21 protein-coding genes are annotated in these 18,134 nt (G+C 37.6%); 7 read left to right on the top strand and 14 right to left on the bottom strand.

From position 1 onward, the window contains the following. Window positions 1-36 precede the first annotated feature (36 nt). From IGL86_RS01985 to IGL86_RS01960, 6 genes are all read right to left on the bottom strand, one after another. A complete protein-coding gene (locus tag IGL86_RS01985) occupies window positions 37-1,437 on the bottom strand; it encodes a M24 family metallopeptidase (RefSeq protein WP_033625568.1) in 1,401 nt (466 codons plus the stop codon). Window positions 1,438-1,449: 12 nt separating this feature from the next. Beyond that, window positions 1,450-2,211: a DeoR/GlpR family DNA-binding transcription regulator gene (locus tag IGL86_RS01980; RefSeq protein ID WP_033625567.1), complete on the bottom strand. Its 762-nt coding sequence runs from the start codon at window positions 2,209-2,211 to the stop codon at window positions 1,450-1,452. 129 nt (window positions 2,212-2,340) lie between these two features. Next, complete coding sequence (locus IGL86_RS01975; RefSeq protein ID WP_002355476.1) at window positions 2,341-3,186, bottom strand: VOC family protein; 846 nt, start codon at window positions 3,184-3,186, stop codon at window positions 2,341-2,343. A 42-nt stretch (window positions 3,187-3,228) separates the two neighbouring features. Further along, window positions 3,229-3,825: a nitroreductase family protein gene (locus tag IGL86_RS01970; protein WP_002355475.1), complete on the bottom strand. Its 597-nt coding sequence runs from the start codon at window positions 3,823-3,825 to the stop codon at window positions 3,229-3,231. A gap of 171 nt (window positions 3,826-3,996) precedes the next feature. Next, complete coding sequence (locus IGL86_RS01965) at window positions 3,997-4,932, bottom strand: LacI family DNA-binding transcriptional regulator (protein ID WP_002361227.1); 936 nt, start codon at window positions 4,930-4,932, stop codon at window positions 3,997-3,999. A gap of 4 nt (window positions 4,933-4,936) precedes the next feature. After that, on the bottom strand, window positions 4,937-5,221 hold the full coding sequence (locus IGL86_RS01960; protein ID WP_002366136.1) for a hypothetical protein: 285 nt from the start codon (window positions 5,219-5,221) through the stop codon (window positions 4,937-4,939). Between the two features lie 115 nt (window positions 5,222-5,336). On the opposite strand from IGL86_RS01960, the gene IGL86_RS01955 reads away from it, so the two are divergent. After that, the gene (locus IGL86_RS01955; RefSeq protein ID WP_002355470.1) at window positions 5,337-5,672 is read left to right on the top strand and encodes a hypothetical protein; all 336 of its coding nucleotides are present in this window, start codon (window positions 5,337-5,339) and stop codon (window positions 5,670-5,672) included. 182 nt (window positions 5,673-5,854) lie between these two features. Then, window positions 5,855-6,709, top strand: coding sequence for a M48 family metallopeptidase (locus tag IGL86_RS01950; RefSeq protein WP_002382951.1), 855 nt, complete (start codon window positions 5,855-5,857; stop codon window positions 6,707-6,709). A gap of 70 nt (window positions 6,710-6,779) precedes the next feature. Here IGL86_RS01950 and IGL86_RS01945 read toward each other — a convergent pair whose 3' ends face one another. Next, the gene (locus IGL86_RS01945; protein ID WP_002389569.1) at window positions 6,780-7,793 is read right to left on the bottom strand and encodes a lipoate--protein ligase; all 1,014 of its coding nucleotides are present in this window, start codon (window positions 7,791-7,793) and stop codon (window positions 6,780-6,782) included. Window positions 7,794-7,980: 187 nt separating this feature from the next. After that, window positions 7,981-8,598 carry a nitroreductase family protein gene (locus IGL86_RS01940; RefSeq protein WP_002355466.1) on the bottom strand — a complete coding sequence of 206 codons (618 nt, stop codon included), beginning with the start codon at window positions 8,596-8,598 and terminating at the stop codon, window positions 7,981-7,983. 111 nt (window positions 8,599-8,709) lie between these two features. Here IGL86_RS01940 and IGL86_RS01935 point away from each other — a divergent pair, with 111 nt between their 5' ends. Then, window positions 8,710-9,060, top strand: coding sequence for a winged helix-turn-helix transcriptional regulator (locus IGL86_RS01935; RefSeq protein ID WP_002415976.1), 351 nt, complete (start codon window positions 8,710-8,712; stop codon window positions 9,058-9,060). 151 nt (window positions 9,061-9,211) lie between these two features. On the opposite strand, the gene IGL86_RS01930 is transcribed toward IGL86_RS01935, so the two are convergent. Further along, window positions 9,212-10,171, bottom strand: a complete 960-nt coding sequence (locus IGL86_RS01930; protein WP_033625554.1) for a GDP-mannose 4,6-dehydratase — start codon at window positions 10,169-10,171, stop codon at window positions 9,212-9,214. 20 nt (window positions 10,172-10,191) lie between these two features. Continuing rightward, the gene (locus IGL86_RS01925; RefSeq protein WP_002355462.1) at window positions 10,192-11,160 is read right to left on the bottom strand and encodes a TDT family transporter; all 969 of its coding nucleotides are present in this window, start codon (window positions 11,158-11,160) and stop codon (window positions 10,192-10,194) included. 141 nt (window positions 11,161-11,301) lie between these two features. Here IGL86_RS01925 and IGL86_RS01920 point away from each other — a divergent pair, with 141 nt between their 5' ends. Beyond that, window positions 11,302-12,129 carry a LysR family transcriptional regulator gene (locus IGL86_RS01920; RefSeq protein WP_002358639.1) on the top strand — a complete coding sequence of 276 codons (828 nt, stop codon included), beginning with the start codon at window positions 11,302-11,304 and terminating at the stop codon, window positions 12,127-12,129. A gap of 46 nt (window positions 12,130-12,175) precedes the next feature. On the opposite strand, the gene IGL86_RS01915 is transcribed toward IGL86_RS01920, so the two are convergent. Together IGL86_RS01915 and IGL86_RS01910 are read right to left on the bottom strand one after the other, a co-directional pair. Continuing rightward, a complete protein-coding gene (locus tag IGL86_RS01915) occupies window positions 12,176-12,586 on the bottom strand; it encodes a DUF4809 family protein (protein WP_010828524.1) in 411 nt (136 codons plus the stop codon). A 15-nt stretch (window positions 12,587-12,601) separates the two neighbouring features. Next, entirely contained in the window at window positions 12,602-12,964 is a 363-nt protein-coding gene (locus IGL86_RS01910; RefSeq protein WP_002361220.1) for a DUF4809 family protein, read from the bottom strand. 167 nt (window positions 12,965-13,131) lie between these two features. On the opposite strand from IGL86_RS01910, the gene IGL86_RS01905 reads away from it, so the two are divergent. The 3 genes from IGL86_RS01905 to IGL86_RS01895 all read left to right on the top strand — a co-directional run bounded on the left by IGL86_RS01905 (window position 13,132) and on the right by IGL86_RS01895 (window position 15,311). Further along, window positions 13,132-14,085 carry an L-lactate dehydrogenase gene (locus tag IGL86_RS01905; protein ID WP_033625555.1) on the top strand — a complete coding sequence of 318 codons (954 nt, stop codon included), beginning with the start codon at window positions 13,132-13,134 and terminating at the stop codon, window positions 14,083-14,085. Between the two features lie 131 nt (window positions 14,086-14,216). Then, the gene (locus tag IGL86_RS01900; protein WP_010710809.1) at window positions 14,217-14,723 is read left to right on the top strand and encodes a phosphatidylglycerophosphatase A family protein; all 507 of its coding nucleotides are present in this window, start codon (window positions 14,217-14,219) and stop codon (window positions 14,721-14,723) included. Window positions 14,724-14,861: 138 nt separating this feature from the next. Then, window positions 14,862-15,311, top strand: a complete 450-nt coding sequence (locus tag IGL86_RS01895; protein ID WP_002355456.1) for a YehR family lipoprotein — start codon at window positions 14,862-14,864, stop codon at window positions 15,309-15,311. A gap of 51 nt (window positions 15,312-15,362) precedes the next feature. Here IGL86_RS01895 and IGL86_RS01890 read toward each other — a convergent pair whose 3' ends face one another. Together IGL86_RS01890 and nhaC are read right to left on the bottom strand one after the other, a co-directional pair. Then, a complete protein-coding gene (locus tag IGL86_RS01890) occupies window positions 15,363-16,280 on the bottom strand; it encodes a hypothetical protein (protein ID WP_002355455.1) in 918 nt (305 codons plus the stop codon). A 355-nt stretch (window positions 16,281-16,635) separates the two neighbouring features. Continuing rightward, a complete protein-coding gene (nhaC, locus tag IGL86_RS01885) occupies window positions 16,636-18,042 on the bottom strand; it encodes a Na+/H+ antiporter NhaC (RefSeq protein WP_002363118.1) in 1,407 nt (468 codons plus the stop codon). Between the last annotated feature and the right edge of the window lie 92 nt (window positions 18,043-18,134).

Raw genomic sequence — 18,134 nt, 5'->3', positions numbered from 1 at the left:
ATAAGGCCCAAAAGAAACTCAAAAAAAGGAGCCTATTCATTTAAGCGCTGGTTTTTCTACACACAAAGCTTTGTCTTTAGCTAAATAAAAAGGCCGTAAGTAACCAACTAAATTAGACATTGGTAAAACCTCCGTTGGTAAGTCAATCTTCAATGTCTCCTTTAAATAGGCTTTGCGTGTCGTAATCCGTTGCCACATGTCTGGATAAGTTTGCTGAATCTCTTTTTGCAGTGTTTCATCAGCCAAAGCCACACATTCTTCTGCACTCACCCCTTTATAACCAGGTACAGAAGGAATAATATCCACTTGAAAGAGCATGCCACTTTCCAAGCGAATGGCTGAATCTGGATAAATAGGCGACGACATCCATTCATCATCCGAAACTAAATGCCCAGGATTCAAATGCCAGTGATAGCTTTCTTTTGGTAACTGTTCTTCAATCGCTTGGTACATTTCTCGCCCTAACAGTCCGATTCGAATGGTTTCAAGCCAGTGAACGACAGCTTGAAAATAGGGTTTTGCTACGCGTTCTAAATAATCACGTTGCGCTTCTGGCAATTGCTGCTCGTTTTCAATAACAAAACCTGTTCGGCTAGACAAGCCGCCTTTGTAACCTGTAGTTAATGATAAGGCATCACCTAACTGAATTTCTTTGGCAGTCGGATACATGTTTGCATATTCAAAACGTTGTCCAGTTGCCGCAATGGTTACTACCGTCGGCGTTTGACCTTCATCATTTAACAAAGCCCCAATGTCCGTTTCACGCTGTCCTATTTCAATTGCATTTAAGGCCTTTAACATACTGCGAGAAGCCAAATTCGCCCCATATTCATAGTGCGCCAATTCGTTAGCATTATTTGTTGTGCGGGCCCCCTTTGCTCCAATCAATAAGTGGGTCCCATTTAGTAAACGAGCTTCTTTCGGCAGCGCTTTTTTCAGTGCTTCGACAATAAAATGTGGCACATCAAACATCGTAGCAGGTTCTTGCTGTTGTGTCGTAAACATTTTCCACCCAACGATACCTATTTTTTGAGCAGTTTCATCGAGAAGCGTTTCAAAAATCTGCGCCAACTTTTGTTCTCCAGCCATTGGTTGATTCGGTAGCGAAAAAGCTGGATAATGAATTAAATCGGCTGAGATGCGGGCATGTTGGCACAGTTTTAAATTTTCATTGCCTAAAATAACTGTCGCCGCACCATCCTTATTTAACACAAGGAGTCCTTCTTCAAACCTCGGAATAAAGCCAGTTAAGTATTCAAAATTACTGCCATGCTCTTTGTCTGCATAGAAAACTAATTGATCGAATTTTTCTGTTTCCATTCGTTGTAATACTTTCTGCTTGCGCGCCATCATCGTTTCATTCGTCAAATACGTTGGAAAAACATTCTCAAAAACAGTAGGTTCAGCAATATGTGTATAATTAATTTTTCGCTTCATTATTATCCTCCATTATTCATCTGCGACAATCAACGTTACGCCTGCTTGCGCTAACTGCTCGCAAAATTTTTCATCAGGTCGTGTATCTGTCACTAAACAATCAATTTCTGTTAATTCGCAAATTTTAAATAAACCCGTTTTGTTTAATTTCGTTTGGTCTGCTAAGGCAATGACTTGTTTGCCTTGTTGAATCATTCGCCGTTTGACTTGACCTTCTTCTTCTGTGTGAATAAATAATCCTTGTTCAGATAACGCAAACACACCTAATAATGTATAGTCGGGGGCAAATTCCCCAACCTTAGCGACTGTTTCTGCCCCAAACAAAAAGAGTTGTTGTTTATGCAGTTGCCCAGGTAATACTGTAATTTTGGTCTGATCCATTTGCGCTAGAAGTAGCGCATGACTGAGAGAGTTCGTGATCGCGTGAATCGGACTATTTTCCATCGCTCGAATAGCTGCTTCCACCGTGGTTGATGAATCAAAAAAAATGGACGCTTGTTTGGGAATATCTGCCCAAACTTTTTGGGCAATCGCTTGTTTTTTCTCTGGGTGCTTCATTATTCGTTGAGCATAATCATAAATAGTTGCTTCAGACTGCACTGAGATAGCGCCACCGTGCGTTCTCTTTAAATGTCCTTCCTTTTCTAAACGAATTAAATCTCGCCGAATAGTATCTTTTGAAACGGAGACTTGCTCCGCTAACGCTTCCATGGAAATACTTTTTTGTTCATTCACTATTTTTTGAATCTTGGCTAAACGTTCTTCAATCAACATGCTTCCTCACCTCTTCTAAGTAAAGATAGCACCTTTTGCATTATTTTGCAAACGAATGCAAAATAATGCAAAAAAAGACAAAAAAACTAGTCCTTCATTTTCTAACGAAGGGCTAGTTTGAGAGTGGCTTTAATAGGTAAATTGAATAATCATGCCGCTAGGATCTTCTAACGCAAGTAAATGATCTTTGGCAATAAAATGTAACTTTGCTTCTTCCGCATTGGCTTGGACGATCTCTAAATCTGCCGCAGTTGGTAAACGGAAGGTGTAATTTTCTAAGCCAAATTGATTTTCTTGAATCGTTGGCAGCTGTTTGCCGCTCCATGTATTTGTCCCAATATGATGATGGTACTGACCCGCTGCAAAAAACTTCGCTTGTTGACCAAAGTTAGACTTTAAGCCAAACCCTAAATTTTTATAGAACGTTTCAGTGGTATCTAAATCGGCCACTTTCAAATGAATGTGCCCAATTTTAGAACCTTCGGAAATTCCTAGCCAGTGACCGTCAGCTTCTGCAGCTAAACTATCACCGTCTAATTCTTCTGTCACACCGATAATTTCACCATTTGGACGAATATCCCAGACTTCTTCTGGTTTATCCCAATAAATTTCGATGCCATTATTTTCTGGATCACTTAAGTAAAGGGCTTCACTATAGCCATGATCTGCTGCGCCAATTTGCACATTTTCCTGCAAAAGCCACAGCAACATATTGCCTAAATCTTTGCGGGTTGGTAGCAGGAAAGCAATATGGTACAAGCCAGTGGTACCCTGATTTTCTTCCCCAGCTGTTAGTTCTTTTAAGACAAGAATTGCATCGTTGGTGCCTTGTGGCGCTAGCCAAGCACGTCCCTCTCCTTGTTTTAAAAGTTTTAAGCCAATTGTTTTCGTATAAAAGTTTACCATTTTATCTAAATCAGCCACTTTCAAAGTGACTTGTTGAATCCCAATATTACTTGGTAATGCTTGAACCATTTGCTTTCACTCCTTTCCTCTTCGTTTTACTAAAGCAATGATTTAGTTGAATTCTTTAAAACGAGCACTATCTTCCATGTATTCTTTTTCGCCAGCTGGCGCTTCAATGGAACCAATGACCATTTGTGCACGCAAATTCCAGTTTGCAGGAATTGACCATTCTGCAGCAACCGCTTCGTCAATGACTGGGTTGTAGTGTTGTAAGTTTGCGCCAATATTTTCTTGCGCTAAGGCAGTCCAAACGTTCGCTTGTGTTAAACCAGTTGCTTGTTCAGACCAAACAGGAAAGTTATCCGCATATAATGGGAAGCTATCTTGTAAGTTTTTCACGATATCTGTATCTTCAAAGAATAAAATTGTGCCCGCACCAGCTGCAAAACCTTGTAATTTAGCTTGTGTGTTTGGAAATGCTTCTGCTGGAGTTAATGGTTTTAAGGCATCTTCAGTCATTGCCCATAATTTTTTGTGAGCATCGCCGAATAAGAACACCACGCGTTGTGTTTGAGAGTTAAAAGCTGTTGGACTTTCTCTAACAACTTCTTTTACTAAAGCCGTTACTTCTTCTTTTGAAATTGGTAAGTTTTCTCCTAAAGCATAGATTGAACGACGGTTTTTCATCATTTCAGTAAATTTTGACATAATATGTTCATCCTTTCGAATTTCCTCAGTAAATTCATTTAATTTTGTTTACATGCTTACTATACTACCTTACTAAAAGTAAGTAAAGCTTTTTGTCTTACTTTTTGTAAGTTTTTTTATTTTTTAGCGAAAAACCTTATTCTACCAAAGAAAAAAACAACCAGCTTTTTTCTAAGAAAAAGAAAAATCTGGTTGTCGATTAATAAATGTAGAAGTCAATTGAATCGTTTTCGGCCGTTTTTCTTGAAATAAATGTGTGGCTTTTTCCCCTAATTCCATTAATGGATGACAGATTGTTGAAAAATTTAAAATTTCACTTAATAAAGTTTGTTCCTGTCCCACTAAAAAGAGTGGTCTTTCAATAACGGCTTGAATCCCTGCGGCAATTTCATCACCGTTGGTCACAACCGCTTGGAGCGTTGGATCTTGCCCACAGTGACGTCCTACTTCACACCCATCTTCATAGGTTAAACAGTCCTTAAATAACCGATTTTCAGGAATCGCTCCATAAATTTCCTGATATGCGTCAACTAAATAGCGTGCGCTTGTACTTTTTTCTGGTGCACGGTTAATCGTAATTGCCACTTCACTACATCCTTGTTGTTTCAACGCTTGGAAGACCCGCCGATAAACGGTTAAACGATCGATATAGATACTAGCATAACTAGGGTCTTCTATTTTTTCACAAAAAACAACTTGCTCTTTATACGGAGCAAACACACTTAAAGGATTTGCCTTTGACAAAACAATCATGCCATCAAACGCACCCGTGGCCATTTTTTCCAAGTAACTTTTTTCAACTTCTTTATCATAATCCGTTGGTAATAAACTGACCATCATCCCTTGTTGAAATGCTTGGTGGATAATTCCACTTAAAATAGCATCAAAATAAGGTTGATTCGTATAAGGAACCATGACACCTAATGTATTACTTTTCCCAAAGCTAAGATTTCTCGCTAATATATTGGGCTTATAGCCCAACTCATCGATAATTGCTTGGATTTTCAGTCGTTTTTCTTCAGAAACATACGGATGATGATTAATCACACGCGAAACAGTCGTAACTGAAGATCCTGAAAGGCGCGCAATTTCTCGAATTGTTGTCATACTTTCACCTCATTACTTTACAAAATTGAGTTAAATAAGGCACAATCCCTGTCCCGTAATCAACAAAACGATAAAAGGTCTCCTGCCAAGCAAAAGAAATTTCCTGAATATCCTCCTGCTGTGTCAAGTGCCACTCCGTTATCTGATGGTACGGAATTTCTTGATGCCAAATCTTATAGTATTTTTTGGGACTATTTAACTGCAGACTTTTGGCCGTCGTAGTCACCGAGACAAAATAGTAATCCATACCAAGTCTATCGCTTATCTCCACTATAACATTCATTTTCATACCCTCCAATATTTTGATACACCTAGCTTACCTTATGAAACGCGTACCAGAGCAAGAGGAAAAATAAAAAAAAGTGAGACCATGTTATACTAGATGTATCATATAAAAGCAAAGGATGAGTGCAATGGAAACTGTTACAGTAGCAACAAAAAGCGACTTACTAACAAATTTGAACAAGCAAACAGATGAAATCATTATCTCGGGGGCACTTGCACAAGAAATATACCACTTAAAAAAACAACAATTAACCGAAACGGAAGAAATGGGCTTTTTAGTGGGTAGCCAAGGCGCTGGCTCATTTTTAACCTATTTAATCGAGAAGTTATCCTATATAAATTCGGAGCTATCGCCAGAAGAACAAAAAATTGAACATGCGATTTTGCGTTTGTATGTTATTAAAAAATTAACTCCAGAAACTACTTTATTACGTCTAAAACAGTTAGATTATTAAAATTTTATTTAATCAAGATAGACCAATTCCCTGCGTACAACGAGTCCCTTTCATTAATCACTTGATATAATTACCTTTATTCAAGTTCCCACCATTGTCATTATCGATTAACCAATGGTATATTAGAAGTAACAGGTAAGTCATTTTATTTGAAAAAGTGTTTGGGAAATGTTTGGGGAGGAATGTTTATGTGTCAACCGCAGGAAAAAAAGAAAGAAATTTCTGTTGCTAAGTTACGTTATCGTTTTGAAGTACCAATGATTATCATTGGTTTTGTTTTATTGTTTTTCGCATTGGGGTTAGTTGCCTTATTAATATTGAGTGATTTGCCGATTCCTGACTGGTTATTAATTGTCTTAATTGCACCAATTGCGCCAGTCATTGCTTTTTTTACCATTCGTTATATGTACATGGACACTGCTTCTAACGGAGTGGAAATTACAGAAAATCAATTACCAGAAATTTATTCCTTGTATATTGATTTAGCAAAAGAAATGGGCTTTGGCACTAAAAAATTAAGGATGCCACGTCTTTATTTAATCAACGGGAATGGTGTCTTAAACGCTTTTGCGGCAAAATGCTCTTTACACAGACGCTATGTTGTCATTCACAGTGATTTGTTGGATATCGCGTACAATACAGGCGATTTTTCGCTGATTCGCTTTATTTTGGCACACGAGCTAGGACACCATAAATGTGGACACACTAATTTATGGCGGCTAATGTTATCCATTATTTTGAAACCAGTTGCGTTAGATAAAAGTTTTACAAGAACGCAAGAATATACCGCTGATCGCGCAGGTTTATACTACGCCGAAGAAGGTGCTTTAAGCATGATTTATTTATTTTCAGGAAAATACATGGGCAGTCGTGTGGATTTAGAAGAATACTTTCACAGTATTGATTTACATGATGATACCATCTGGCTTAAATTGAGTAACTTCTTATCCGATCATCCTGTTGGCTTTCGTCGAATGCAAACATTGAAAAAAGCCAAAGATACTGGCAATTGGGACGTTCATGGGAAATTTTTCTAGCAAGAGCCAACTATCATTAAATAAACGTGCTGGGACAAAAGATTCTTTAACTTTTGTCCCAGCACGTTTATTAATCCACCAATAAATGAACAAATTCTTCTTTGGTGATATTTACAAAGTAGTCTTCAAAGTTAAACGCTGCTAATGCTTGCCAAATTGATGAATACTGATAGTCCACACCTAATAAAGCTGCAACGATTTCCGCTGTTTCTTTTTTGGCAAAGTAATCACCATAAATCGTTAACTCAATTATTTTACCTTTTTCAACAGTCAAACGTGCATCCACGATGCCGCCTTTAAACTTTTCTTCTTTTTTGATCGTAAATTTAGGCGCTTCACCAAAAATCCAAGCTTCATTGCCATACACTTCAGCGACCAATTTCCTAATTTCCTGTTGATCTGCTTTGGTTAGGACATATTCTTTCTCAGCAATTTCAGTTAGAGATTCGACATCAAAGAGCTCCATCAGTAAACGATTGCGAAATTCCTCAATGGTTAATTGTTGATATTTTTCGTCTAAGTACGGCCGTAAATTGGTTACGCGTCCCCGAACAGATTTTGTCCCTTTTGATTCAATTTTTTTCTTAGAAACAGTTAAGACACGTTGAACTTCTGCCAAATCAACATCATACATCAAGGTACCATGAGTATACATCTTCCCCTTTTTTGTATACATGGCATTGCCAGAAAATTTTTTCCCATCAATTAATAAATCATTGCGACCGCTAATCTCGGCCCCCGTTGCGCCCATTTTATGTAATGCTTCAATAATGGGTTTAGTGAACGCTTTAAAATCCCCAAAAGCTTGATGTCCTTCCTGAACAACAAAACTAAAGCTGACATTCCCGAGATCATCATAAACAGCACCACCGCCCGATAAACGGCGAGTAATAACGATTCCCTTCTCTCTAGCATAAGCTAAGTCAATTTCTTCATAAGCATTTTGATTTCGGCCTAAAATAACACAGGGTTCCTGAATATAGAACAACACTAAGGGCTCTTCAAAAGAGAGAGTGTTTAATAGATAATCTTCCGTTGCTAAATTTTCACGAATATCTCGTGACTGCATTATGACATAACGCATAAGGTCGCCCCACTTCTTTTTCTTCTAGTGTATCACTTTCTTTCAAAATTGGTTCACTAAACGTCTTCTCTGGCCATTCTCAAAAGCGGATGATTAACAAAAAAACGAACGTGGGACAACAATCACTTTGGATGTTTGTTCCACGCTCAAAATCTAATAAACAGCAATTACAGAACTGTTTAGCTTTTTAGTCTAACCAAGTTACTACTTCTGAAACATCTCGTCGGACTGTTTCAAAGCCGGGTGTTTGAGCTTTGCCAATCGGAATAATCAGTCCGTTCACTAAATGATCCTCAATATTAAATAACTTGCGAACCGCTTCTGTTTCAAAACCAGACATCGCCACAGTATCATAGCCTCGATCTTTTGCAGAAAGCATCAGCTGCATCGCAACTAAGCCTTGGTCTAACATTAGCCACTCTCTTTTTTGTTCTTCGCTAACATCATAGTACCAAGAAACATTTTCATTAATTCCTTGACGAATTTCTTCCGTCATCGTTCCTTGTGCGACAGCTTTAGCACTGATTTCATCTGCATTGGCCACTGTATAAGCAGTCAAATCACCTAATAAAATAATCACCGCCGCTGCCCCTTTAACTGCTGGTTGTTGCATCGAAACTTCGTAAAGGGCTTCTTTTTGTTCTTTTTCTGTGACAATTAAAAAACGCCATGAATTTAAATTGGTACTATTTGGCGCGAACATCGCTTCCTCAATTATGGCCATTAATTCCTCTTTAGGAATCTCAACATCTGGCATAAAATCCCGAACTGAACGGCGGCTGCGAACAACATCTTGATACATCATATTTCTTCTTCCTTCCTCTTACCTTACTTGACATAGTTATTATTACTCACTATGATGGAGAAAAAAAGTACGCACTTTTTATTCACCTAGGAAGAAAAAAGTAACCATTACGTGTCACAAGGAGAAACTATGACAACTGATAAACAAACCAGTATCAACTTAGCCCTTTCCACCATTAACGGCAAATGGAAATTATCATTAATGGATGAATTATTCCAAGGAACCAAGCGCAACGGTGAATTGATGCGTGCGCTCGACGGAATCACTCAACGCGTCCTGACAGATCGCTTGAGAGAAATGGAAAAAGATGGCCTAGTCCATCGAGAATCCTTTAACGAACTGCCCCCGCGTGTGGAATATACGCTCACTTCGGAAGGATATGCTCTTTACGATGCCCTCTCTTCACTTTGCCATTGGGGCGAAACATTTGCACAAAAAAGAGGTCGGGACAGAAGTGTTTAACTCCGAGAAATAAGAAGGAATTTCCGAAAATTGTTCTATAATTTTTGGAGAATTTCGGCTTATTTCCGAAGGAGTTGCTTCTGTTCCCGCCGTTTATCAATTTTTAAGCCTGGGACAAAAATCCAAAGTGATTTTTGTCCCAGGCTCTTTTTTATCTATTTTGGGTATTATGGGTAAACTTAAGATATTTTTGAAGTCCTTCTTGAATTGAATAAACGGGTGAAAAACCTAAGCCTTTCAAAGCAGAACTATCTGAAAGAGAATATTTTATATCGCCATCTCGTTCCTTTTGATAAGAAACTGGCAAAGAAAGTCCCACTAATTGGTTCATTTCTTCAATTAATTGATTAAGGGAAATGGCAACTTCGGTACCCACATTATAAACATGTCCCAACGCTTCACTTTTGGTTGCTACTAAATTTAATGCAGTTAGGACATCCTCAATGTAGATAAAGTCACGTGTTTGCTGACCATCTCCAAATATTTGAAATTGGCTCGCTTGCCCTTGCTCTAATTGGATATAACAATCCATCAAAATGGACAGGACACCAGAATAGGGTGAAGCAGGATTTTGATTGGGACCATAGACGTTAAAGAAGCGAACTGCGCTCGTGGGTACCCCGTGTAAATGGTATTCATTGAGAACATAACGTTCAGCAGCAAACTTATCAATAGCATAGGGACTCAAAGGGCAAATCACCGAAGTTTCTCTTTTAGGCAACGTTGGCTCTACACCGTAAACGGCTGCCGACGAAGCAAAAACAAAACGTTTGAGCTCTTTTTGATATTTTTTTATTGATTCCAATATTTTCAATACACTTAAAAAATTGACCTCGTGGGTCTCTAGAGGCTGTGCCACAGAACTTGCCACGCTTGCCACGGCCGCAAGATGAAAGATATACTCAAACGAATGCTTTGAAAGTACTTCGTCCAATAATTGCTGATCCGTCACACTTCCTTTAATAAAAACCAACTGCTCAGTTTGTTGCAAATTTGACACTCGCCCCATGGACAAATCATCAATCACAAAAACTTGATACTGTTGACTATAAAAATTAGCCAAATTAGAACCAATAAAGCCAGCTCCTCCAGTAATTAATAGTTTCTTCACCTCTTTGCTTCCTCTCTTTTTTAATTTAATTCCACTTTTTTCGTGTTATTTTCTCTTTGGAATAAAAAAATGCAATATCGAATGAACACATAACTTACAATAGCCACAGCTAATAAAAGTTCAAAAGTAGACAAAATATTTAGCAGACTCGTTAGGCCTACCTTTTCTGCAAATAAAGGTTTAACTTTGACTAATGCTGTCGCAGAAATCACTAATGGGAATGTAAAGGCAGCATAACTTGGATAGAATGTCACTTGCATAATTTTATATAGATTTACTACTACAATCCCATAAATACATTGAGATAAAATTAGCAAGAAAACAACTAATGGCATATACAAATGACCACCCATTGAAATATAGCCAGCTAAACATAACGAACCTGGCGCTGTCATAATCGTCAATAAAGGAATGGTCGATTCAGGCATTTCTTTCGACTTCGTAATTCTCTTGATTAAAATTGGTAACAAGAGTAAATAAAAGAACAACGCTACCCAAAAAACAATTTTTCCCAACTCATTGATAAACAATTGAGAAGTATTAGGAATAACGCCAATGCCGACAAACGTAATAAACCAGCTTGGATAAATATGTTCCAGTTCGATTTTTGTTGGAAAAATATGCACCGCTACAAAATAAATCATTAAAATAAAATGTAAAATCACTGCGCCAATCCACAACACATTAATCCAAGCAGCATTGGTAAATATCCGATCTAAGAAAACACAGATAACCATTAAAGCCATTGTAAATGTTGGTGATACCGAAGCAATAATTGGATCATCTAAGGTGCTTAATGCATGTTTCATTGTAAAAATAATTTTTAAAATAACTAAAATCATTAAGAGACTGCCAAGTACACAATAAATGGTCCCAATTGTTGCATATCCCAAGGAATAAAGTAAATTCCCCAAAGAAACCATCCCTAAAATTAGTCCGCAAATGGGAATCGGGACTTTCCGCAAGAATTTTTTCGCACTTTCTACCATTATGTAGTCACACTCCGTCTTTATTTATTATTATTGATATTAATCAAAAGTATGTTATTATACTAAATGAAATATTTATATTTGTAAAATAAATATTTGCAATACCAACTATTAAGATAGTAAATAGAAAGAGGCGATTTTATGTTCGAATGGATCAAAACATTTATTGCTGTGTATGAAACCAAAAATTTTAGTGCGGCGGCCAAACAATTGTATATTTCTCAGCCAACTGTTTCTTTGCAAATCAAGAAATTAGAGCAACACTTTTCGATCAAGCTGTTCTATCGTAATGGAAAACAATCGGTTATTCCTACCAAAGAAGCTGATTTTTTATATCCAAAAATGCTCTCGATTATTGAAAGCTTAACTACTTCTTTTGCGCAAGCTGCAGAAAAAGAGAATTTTAAAGAAGACTGCATTATAGCCTCTTCAAATACAGTTGCTATTTATTTATTGCCAGATATTATGGAGAGTTTGGTTACCGCTTTTCCACTCATCAACTTTTCGATTCAACTGATGAATTCAAACGAAGTCGTGGATATGGTTCAAAATAATCATGCCCACATTGGACTAATTGAAAAACCCATTGAAACCAAAAATCTACACAAAGAAATTGTTTATGAAGATCAACTAGTTCTAGCAGGAGATGCCGCTTCAAAATTTTGGCTCTTAAGAGAAAAGAACTCTGGCTTACGTTTTTTCAATGAGCTTTATCTCAACGAACACAGCATCAACTTACCAATTATCGAATTAAACAACAACGAAGTCCTGTTACAATTGCTAAAAAATAACATTGGGCAATCAATTGTTTCTCGATTATCTATTTCCGATGAGATCCCTTGGCAACCAATTGATCAGTCCTTTGCTTCTCGAAAAATTTTCATTGTCCAGACCGATCACCATGCCAATACTTCCTTCTCTGAAGTTTATAACCGAATCGTTGAAAAAATTCGTGAACGACAAACCTAAAAAACAGGAGAACGACTTAGCTTTCGCTAAATCGTTTTCCTGTTTTTTATTCATCAGTTTCCTCTACCAATTCAAATTCAAAAGGTTCTAACTCAAATAGTTGGTGTAAAATTTGCTGGGTTTCTTGGAACACTTGTTGTGGCTCTTTAGACAAAAGAGTGCTTTGAATGGTCTGTTTTTTTGATTGAAAAAGAATTCTCGTTTCCTCTTCCTTGAATACAACTTGATGAGTTTCCCTTTCAAACACCGTATATTCTTCGAACATTTCCATAACTAATTTTTGACGAAACCCTTCTTTGAGTGCTAATAAAGTTACTAAATCTGCAACGGTTAGTGTTTCTAACGCAATTGTTTCATCTTCTACATGAACAAGATAATTCGTACACTTCACATTCGGACAGGCATTGCAGCCGCCATTAATCAAATCTGAGGTAGTTGTTATTTTCACCTGTTTCATCTTAATCCTTCTTTCCTACTTTTCGAGAAAAACACAAGGGGTCTCCTCAAAAATATTCAATAAAATATGATTGACTTCTTGAAAGACTTCTTCGTGATTCCGGCATTGTTTTTCCATTACTAAACGCAGATCATTCACAACAAAAGTCAACGTCGTCGCTTGTTGGGAAACATGTATACAACGGTTGCCTTTAACAAAACATTCTGTTTGTTCTTCAATGAATGGTTCTTTTTGATAGCCATATGCTGAAGCGACACATTCCAGGATTTCGTAGATTTCTATTTTTGGAAGTTCATAGCTACAGCTACCGATAACTAGTTGAAAACAGTTCGGCTGTTTTTCATTATTGCTTGCATAATATACTGTTGTCGTTGTCATTTTGCCTCCTTATCTCCTCTATTTTCCTACTCTTATCATAACAAAAAAAGCACGCTTCCCTTATTTAAATTGTTAATAAAGACTATTACAGATTGGTATAACCACACCTAAAAAGTTCGTGATATAATTCACTAAGAAAGAAATATTACAGAAAGAAGAGATGAACGATGAAAGTATTTAACAAAAAAGTCGCAATTATTGGTACTGGTTTTGTTGGCACAAGTATTGCCTATTCCATGATCAACCAAGGGATTGCGAATGAATTAATCTTAGTTGATATTGACAAAGCCAAATCTGAAGGCGAAGCAATTGACTTATTAGATGGTGTGTCTTGGGGTCAAGAAAATGTAAACGTCTGGGCTGGCGACTATCAAGACTGCCAAGATGCCGATATCGTCGTGATTACAGCTGGCGCTAATCAAAAACCTGGGCAAAGTCGTCTAGATTTGGTTTCAATCAATGCAGAAATTATGAAAACAATTGTTAACAATATCATGAAATCTGGTTTTGATGGAATTTTAGTGATTGCCTCAAATCCTGTCGATGTACTGACTTATGTGGCTTGGCAAGCTTCTGCTTTACCTGTTTCAAGAGTAATTGGAACTGGTACAACTTTAGACACAACTCGTTTCCGCAAAGAACTGTCTCAACGTTTAGCGATTGATCCACGCAATGTTCACGGCTATATTATTGGCGAACACGGGGATTCTGAAGTGGCTGTCTGGTCTCATACCATGATTGGAACAAAACCTATTTTAGAAATTGTGGATACGACAGAGCGCTTAACTAGTGATGATTTACCAATCATTTCTGATAAAGTGAAAAATACAGCTTATGAAATTATCGATCGCAAACAAGCGACCTATTATGGGATTGGTATGAGTACTGCACGCATTGTTAAAGCCATTTTAAATAATGAACAAGCTATTTTACCTGTCTCAGCTTACTTAGATGGGCAATATGGGCAACAAGATGTATTTACAGGGATTCCTGCAGTCGTTGGCAATCAAGGTGTGACTGACATTATTGAATTGAATCTGAATGCCGCTGAAAAAGAACTCTTCCAAAAATCAGTGACACAATTAAAACAAGTGATGGCATCGTTACAACCGAACGCTTAGTAATTTTTAACTAAAAATAATACTTCAACTAAATTATTCTCTACCAAAATAGATTCTAATTCCCCTTTATCGTTCTTTTTGGTACCATGAAAGAAGAACTTCAACTAAAGCAGAAATTAGGAGGACAAAAAATGGTAATCCAAGGAGATACGTTAGAAAATAGCGCACGTCGTTTATTGCAAGAACGTGGCGTAACAATGAATGATTTAGCTGAACTTGTGTTATTTTTACAAAAAGATTATATTGATAATTTAACATTAGATACTTGTTTAGAAAGTATTGATGCAGTGTTAACAAAGCGTGAAGTACACAACGCGATTATTACAGGTGTCCAACTGGATATTCTGGCAGAAGAAAACAAGCTACTCTCACCGTTACAAGAAATTTTAACGGAAGATGAAGGGCTTTATGGCATTGATGAAATTATGGCGCTCTCCATTGTAAATGTTTATGGATCTATCGGTTTTACGAACTATGGGTATATCGACAAGGTAAAACCAGGCATTTTAAAAGAGTTAAATGCGCATGATGGCGAACATGTCCACACATTCTTGGATGATATCGTGGGCGCAATTGCGGCTGCGGCAGCCAGTCGGTTAGCTCACTCACAACCAGATTTAAGTGATATTACTAAATAAAAAACTTGCCTCTTCATTTTTATGAGAAGAGGCAAGTTTTTTATTTGCTGGACTTCTCACAAGCTTTCTACTTAACAGTAATTATTTGCCGTGTTATGTTACAGTCAAGAATAAACAGCTAAAGGAGGTTATCTAGAAATGAAAAAGTTTTTACGCGTATTTTTAATTTTTATTGGGGTATTTTTTCTTGCAAGTTGCGGTTCAAAAATAGAGACAAAAACCTTTGTAGGTTCGCCACAAGATGGGATTGATTCCACCTTAACCTATACGTACCAAGGAGATAAAGTCTTAACGCAAACGGCTAAAAACATTGTTTCTTATGACAAATTGGGGATTACAAAAGAAGAGGCAAAAACAGCGTTGGAACCCGTTTCTAAACAATATGAGGACATCAAAGGGCTTGATTACAAACTGACCTATGAGGACAAACAAGCCATCGAAAAATTGACGATTAATTATGAAAAACTTGATTATGATAAAGCCAAAAAAGTAGATGGTATCCAGATTGATGGAGATTCTTCTAAGGGAATCAGCATGAAGAAAAGCCAAGAATTGGTGGAGTCACAAGGTTATACAGAACAAAAATAATAAAAGAAAGCGTGCGACAATGGGCATTGTCGCACGCTTTCTTTTTATTAATTACATCGATGTTGCCATCTTCACTGCTTGAATTGGGTCAAAATGATGGACAGAGTAAACGACTGTACCGGCTTGCCAAACTACTGAGTTTCGATTATAGTCAGTGGTTCCTGCCACGTTCAGTGTGATTTGACCAACGGTATTCGGTGCTGGCAACGTTTCTTGTTCCAAAATGTTGACAACATTTTTCGCTAAATCATCAGGCGATTCACCATTGATATTTGAGGCCCGTACGACTAAACTCCAATTGCCTTCTTGCCAAGATAAGTAACTAGAACCTGCCGCCCCTTGTTTATAACCAGTGATATTGTAACCTAAATCTACTGGTTGACCGCCATTGTCAATGATTTGGTTCACTGCATTTTTTGCTTCGGCATCAGAGCCATATGTTTTTTTCTCAAAAGAACTAATTGGCGTTAACTGATTAACACGTGCATCATTCACTGGAATCGCTTCTTTTTCTGCATAATATAAAACACGGAAATTGTTTTGATCTGCTTGTGATGTTGTCGCTGCAGTTAAAAAGTTATTCGTTTGACTCGTTAAAATTGCCTGCGGTAAGCCTTGACCAGGAAACATGTTTGCTAGCTGGTTAAGCACTTGCTTGGCTTGGTCATCTGGATTCGCATTTTTCGCTGGTGATTGTTTTTCTGCTGATCCATTATTTGTCGCTTCCTTCGTAGAAGAAGCTGTTGCTTTCGAATCAGCTGTCGTTGTTCCTGACGGTTTCGCATCACTAGATTTCGTTGCTGCTTTGCTACTTGATTCTTTTGCAGCAGATGCTTTTGTACTCTCGACTGTGGTACTTTCCGCAGCACTGGAACGACTATCCGTATTTTCTGTACTTTTTCCGCCGCCGCATGCTGCTAAAGCAAGGGTTAAAAGAAAAGCACTAGAAATAAGCCCTATCTTTTTCATAAGAATTCCTCCTTGTTTTCCCTACCCCTATTGTACCTTAATCATGTGTATCCGTCACTTGTTTGTGTTTCGTTCTAGTTGGTTTAAATAACAGAAAGTGGACGGTAGGATTCGAACCTACACCTCAACATTGAGCAAGAATAAACTACTGTTAGTCTCTATGAGTTTAACACCACGTTCATCCACCTATTTGATTGATCCTTTGTATCATAACTTAGAATAATTAAATTGCCTTTAAGGAGCTTCAAAGATTATATGAAGAATTGTAAAAAATCTGTGACGAAAAAACGATTGAACCAATCAGTAGAGACACTGAGGTTCAATCGTAACCAATTGTTTAATTATCTGAAAAAACTCACAATTCAACGTTAGTCCCTGGTGCTTTTTTGTTTTCCCCTTGTTGTTTTTTTAAGAATATCCCCAGAATGACGGTAATAATAGGGCAAAGCAATGGGAAAAAGGCATACGGTAAGTATTCTAGTGCACCAACTTTTAACGTTCCCATAATGAAGGTACCACTAACTCCCCAAGGAATTAACGAGTTGACTGCCGCCCCAGCATCTGCCAAAGTACGAGTTAAATATTTTTTATCAATACCTAAACGAGTAAATGAGGATTTAAATGTTTCCCCTGGTAAAATAATTGACAAATATTGTTCGCCAACTAGTAAGTTAATTCCCACAGAACTTAAGGCAGTTAAAGCGATTAATTTGGCTGGATTATTCACATAGCCTTTAATTTTATCAATTAAAGTAGCCACGATGTTAAACTTAATCAACAAGCCGCCTAAACCTAATGCCAAAATAATCAACGCAGCAGAACCTAACATGCTTTCAATCCCACCACGAGATAAAAGTGTATCAATACTTTGATCCCCTGTATCTGCCACATAACCACTCATTAAGATGGTAGAAACTTTCGCTAAACTTAGGTGATGATCATTTATAAAAGCTAAGATGACCGCCACTGTAGAGCCGACTAGTAACGTTGGAATAGCCGGTACCTTTTTCCAAGCGAATAAGAATAAAACCGCTACTGGCAACAATGTAATCGGTGAAATCCAGAATCCTTGATGTAACGTTTGGACCATTGCATCAACCGATTGTAAATCCGCCGAACCAGATTGATGTCCCAAGAAGATATAGCCGACAATCGAAATAATAAACGCCGGAATAACAGTGTACATCATGTTTAGTATATGTTCAAAAAGGTTCACGCCACCAATTCCAGCAGCTAAGTTTGTTGTATCAGATAACGGTGAAATGTTGTTCCCCAAAAAGGCACCTGAAACAACTGCACCAGCTGTCATCGCATTGTCGAATCCAAGAATATGTCCAATACCTAGAAAGGCAATCCCCATAGTTGAAACAGTCGTAAAGGAGCTCCCTACCGTCACACCAACTAGTGCACAGACCACAAAAACGGTTGGTAAGAAGAACTTCACTGAGATAATTTTAAAACCATAGACCATAATTGTTGGAATCGTCCCAGACAAGATCCAAGTAGCAACTAAGACACCTATCAACAAGAAAATAATAATCGGAATAATCCCTGGTTTAATCCCTTCCACAATGCCCTCGTGGATCTCATCCCAAGAAAATCCTTTCCATTTGCCATAAAGCAACAACAACATGAATACAAAAAGAATCGGTATGTGAGGGGTTAATTTTTGACCAATAATTAAGTACCCGAGAATCGCTAACAAGGCAATCAAAATGCCTAAACTTTCAGCGAACGAAACAGTAGGTTTCGTTGATTTCATATGAAAACCTCCTTTTATGGAAAGCGAAAACTGAAGCAATAATCGAACTTGCTTCAGTTTCCAAACGACAATTTACTATAGTCATCAGGTGA

Source organism: Enterococcus sp. DIV0774 (assembly GCF_050539095.1).
In the GTDB taxonomy this organism is placed as follows: Bacteria; Bacillota; Bacilli; order Lactobacillales; family Enterococcaceae; genus Enterococcus; species Enterococcus faecalis.
Note: the sequence above shows the minus strand (reverse complement) of the source record. Positions and strands in the feature narration are given on the sequence as shown.

Bases quoted from the DNA above. Each gene is read 5' to 3' on its own strand.
- IGL86_RS01985 (WP_033625568.1), bottom strand. From the start codon at position 1,437: ATGAAGCGAAAAATTAATTATACACATATTGCTGAACCTACTGTTTTT.
- IGL86_RS01980 (WP_033625567.1), bottom strand. From the start codon at position 2,211: ATGTTGATTGAAGAACGTTTAGCCAAGATTCAAAAAATAGTGAATGAA.
- IGL86_RS01975 (WP_002355476.1), bottom strand. From the start codon at position 3,186: ATGGTTCAAGCATTACCAAGTAATATTGGGATTCAACAAGTCACTTTG.
- IGL86_RS01970 (WP_002355475.1), bottom strand. From the start codon at position 3,825: ATGTCAAAATTTACTGAAATGATGAAAAACCGTCGTTCAATCTATGCT.
- IGL86_RS01965 (WP_002361227.1), bottom strand. From the start codon at position 4,932: ATGACAACAATTCGAGAAATTGCGCGCCTTTCAGGATCTTCAGTTACG.
- IGL86_RS01960 (WP_002366136.1), bottom strand. From the start codon at position 5,221: ATGAAAATGAATGTTATAGTGGAGATAAGCGATAGACTTGGTATGGAT.
- IGL86_RS01955 (WP_002355470.1), top strand. From the start codon at position 5,337: ATGAGTGCAATGGAAACTGTTACAGTAGCAACAAAAAGCGACTTACTA.
- IGL86_RS01950 (WP_002382951.1), top strand. From the start codon at position 5,855: ATGTTTATGTGTCAACCGCAGGAAAAAAAGAAAGAAATTTCTGTTGCT.
- IGL86_RS01945 (WP_002389569.1), bottom strand. From the start codon at position 7,793: ATGCGTTATGTCATAATGCAGTCACGAGATATTCGTGAAAATTTAGCA.
- IGL86_RS01940 (WP_002355466.1), bottom strand. From the start codon at position 8,598: ATGATGTATCAAGATGTTGTTCGCAGCCGCCGTTCAGTTCGGGATTTT.
- IGL86_RS01925 (WP_002355462.1), bottom strand. From the start codon at position 11,160: ATGGTAGAAAGTGCGAAAAAATTCTTGCGGAAAGTCCCGATTCCCATT.
- IGL86_RS01920 (WP_002358639.1), top strand. From the start codon at position 11,302: ATGTTCGAATGGATCAAAACATTTATTGCTGTGTATGAAACCAAAAAT.
- IGL86_RS01915 (WP_010828524.1), bottom strand. From the start codon at position 12,586: ATGAAACAGGTGAAAATAACAACTACCTCAGATTTGATTAATGGCGGC.
- IGL86_RS01910 (WP_002361220.1), bottom strand. From the start codon at position 12,964: ATGACAACGACAACAGTATATTATGCAAGCAATAATGAAAAACAGCCG.
- IGL86_RS01905 (WP_033625555.1), top strand. From the start codon at position 13,132: ATGAAAGTATTTAACAAAAAAGTCGCAATTATTGGTACTGGTTTTGTT.
- IGL86_RS01900 (WP_010710809.1), top strand. From the start codon at position 14,217: ATGGTAATCCAAGGAGATACGTTAGAAAATAGCGCACGTCGTTTATTG.
- IGL86_RS01895 (WP_002355456.1), top strand. From the start codon at position 14,862: ATGAAAAAGTTTTTACGCGTATTTTTAATTTTTATTGGGGTATTTTTT.
- IGL86_RS01890 (WP_002355455.1), bottom strand. From the start codon at position 16,280: ATGAAAAAGATAGGGCTTATTTCTAGTGCTTTTCTTTTAACCCTTGCT.
- nhaC (WP_002363118.1), bottom strand. From the start codon at position 18,042: ATGAAATCAACGAAACCTACTGTTTCGTTCGCTGAAAGTTTAGGCATT.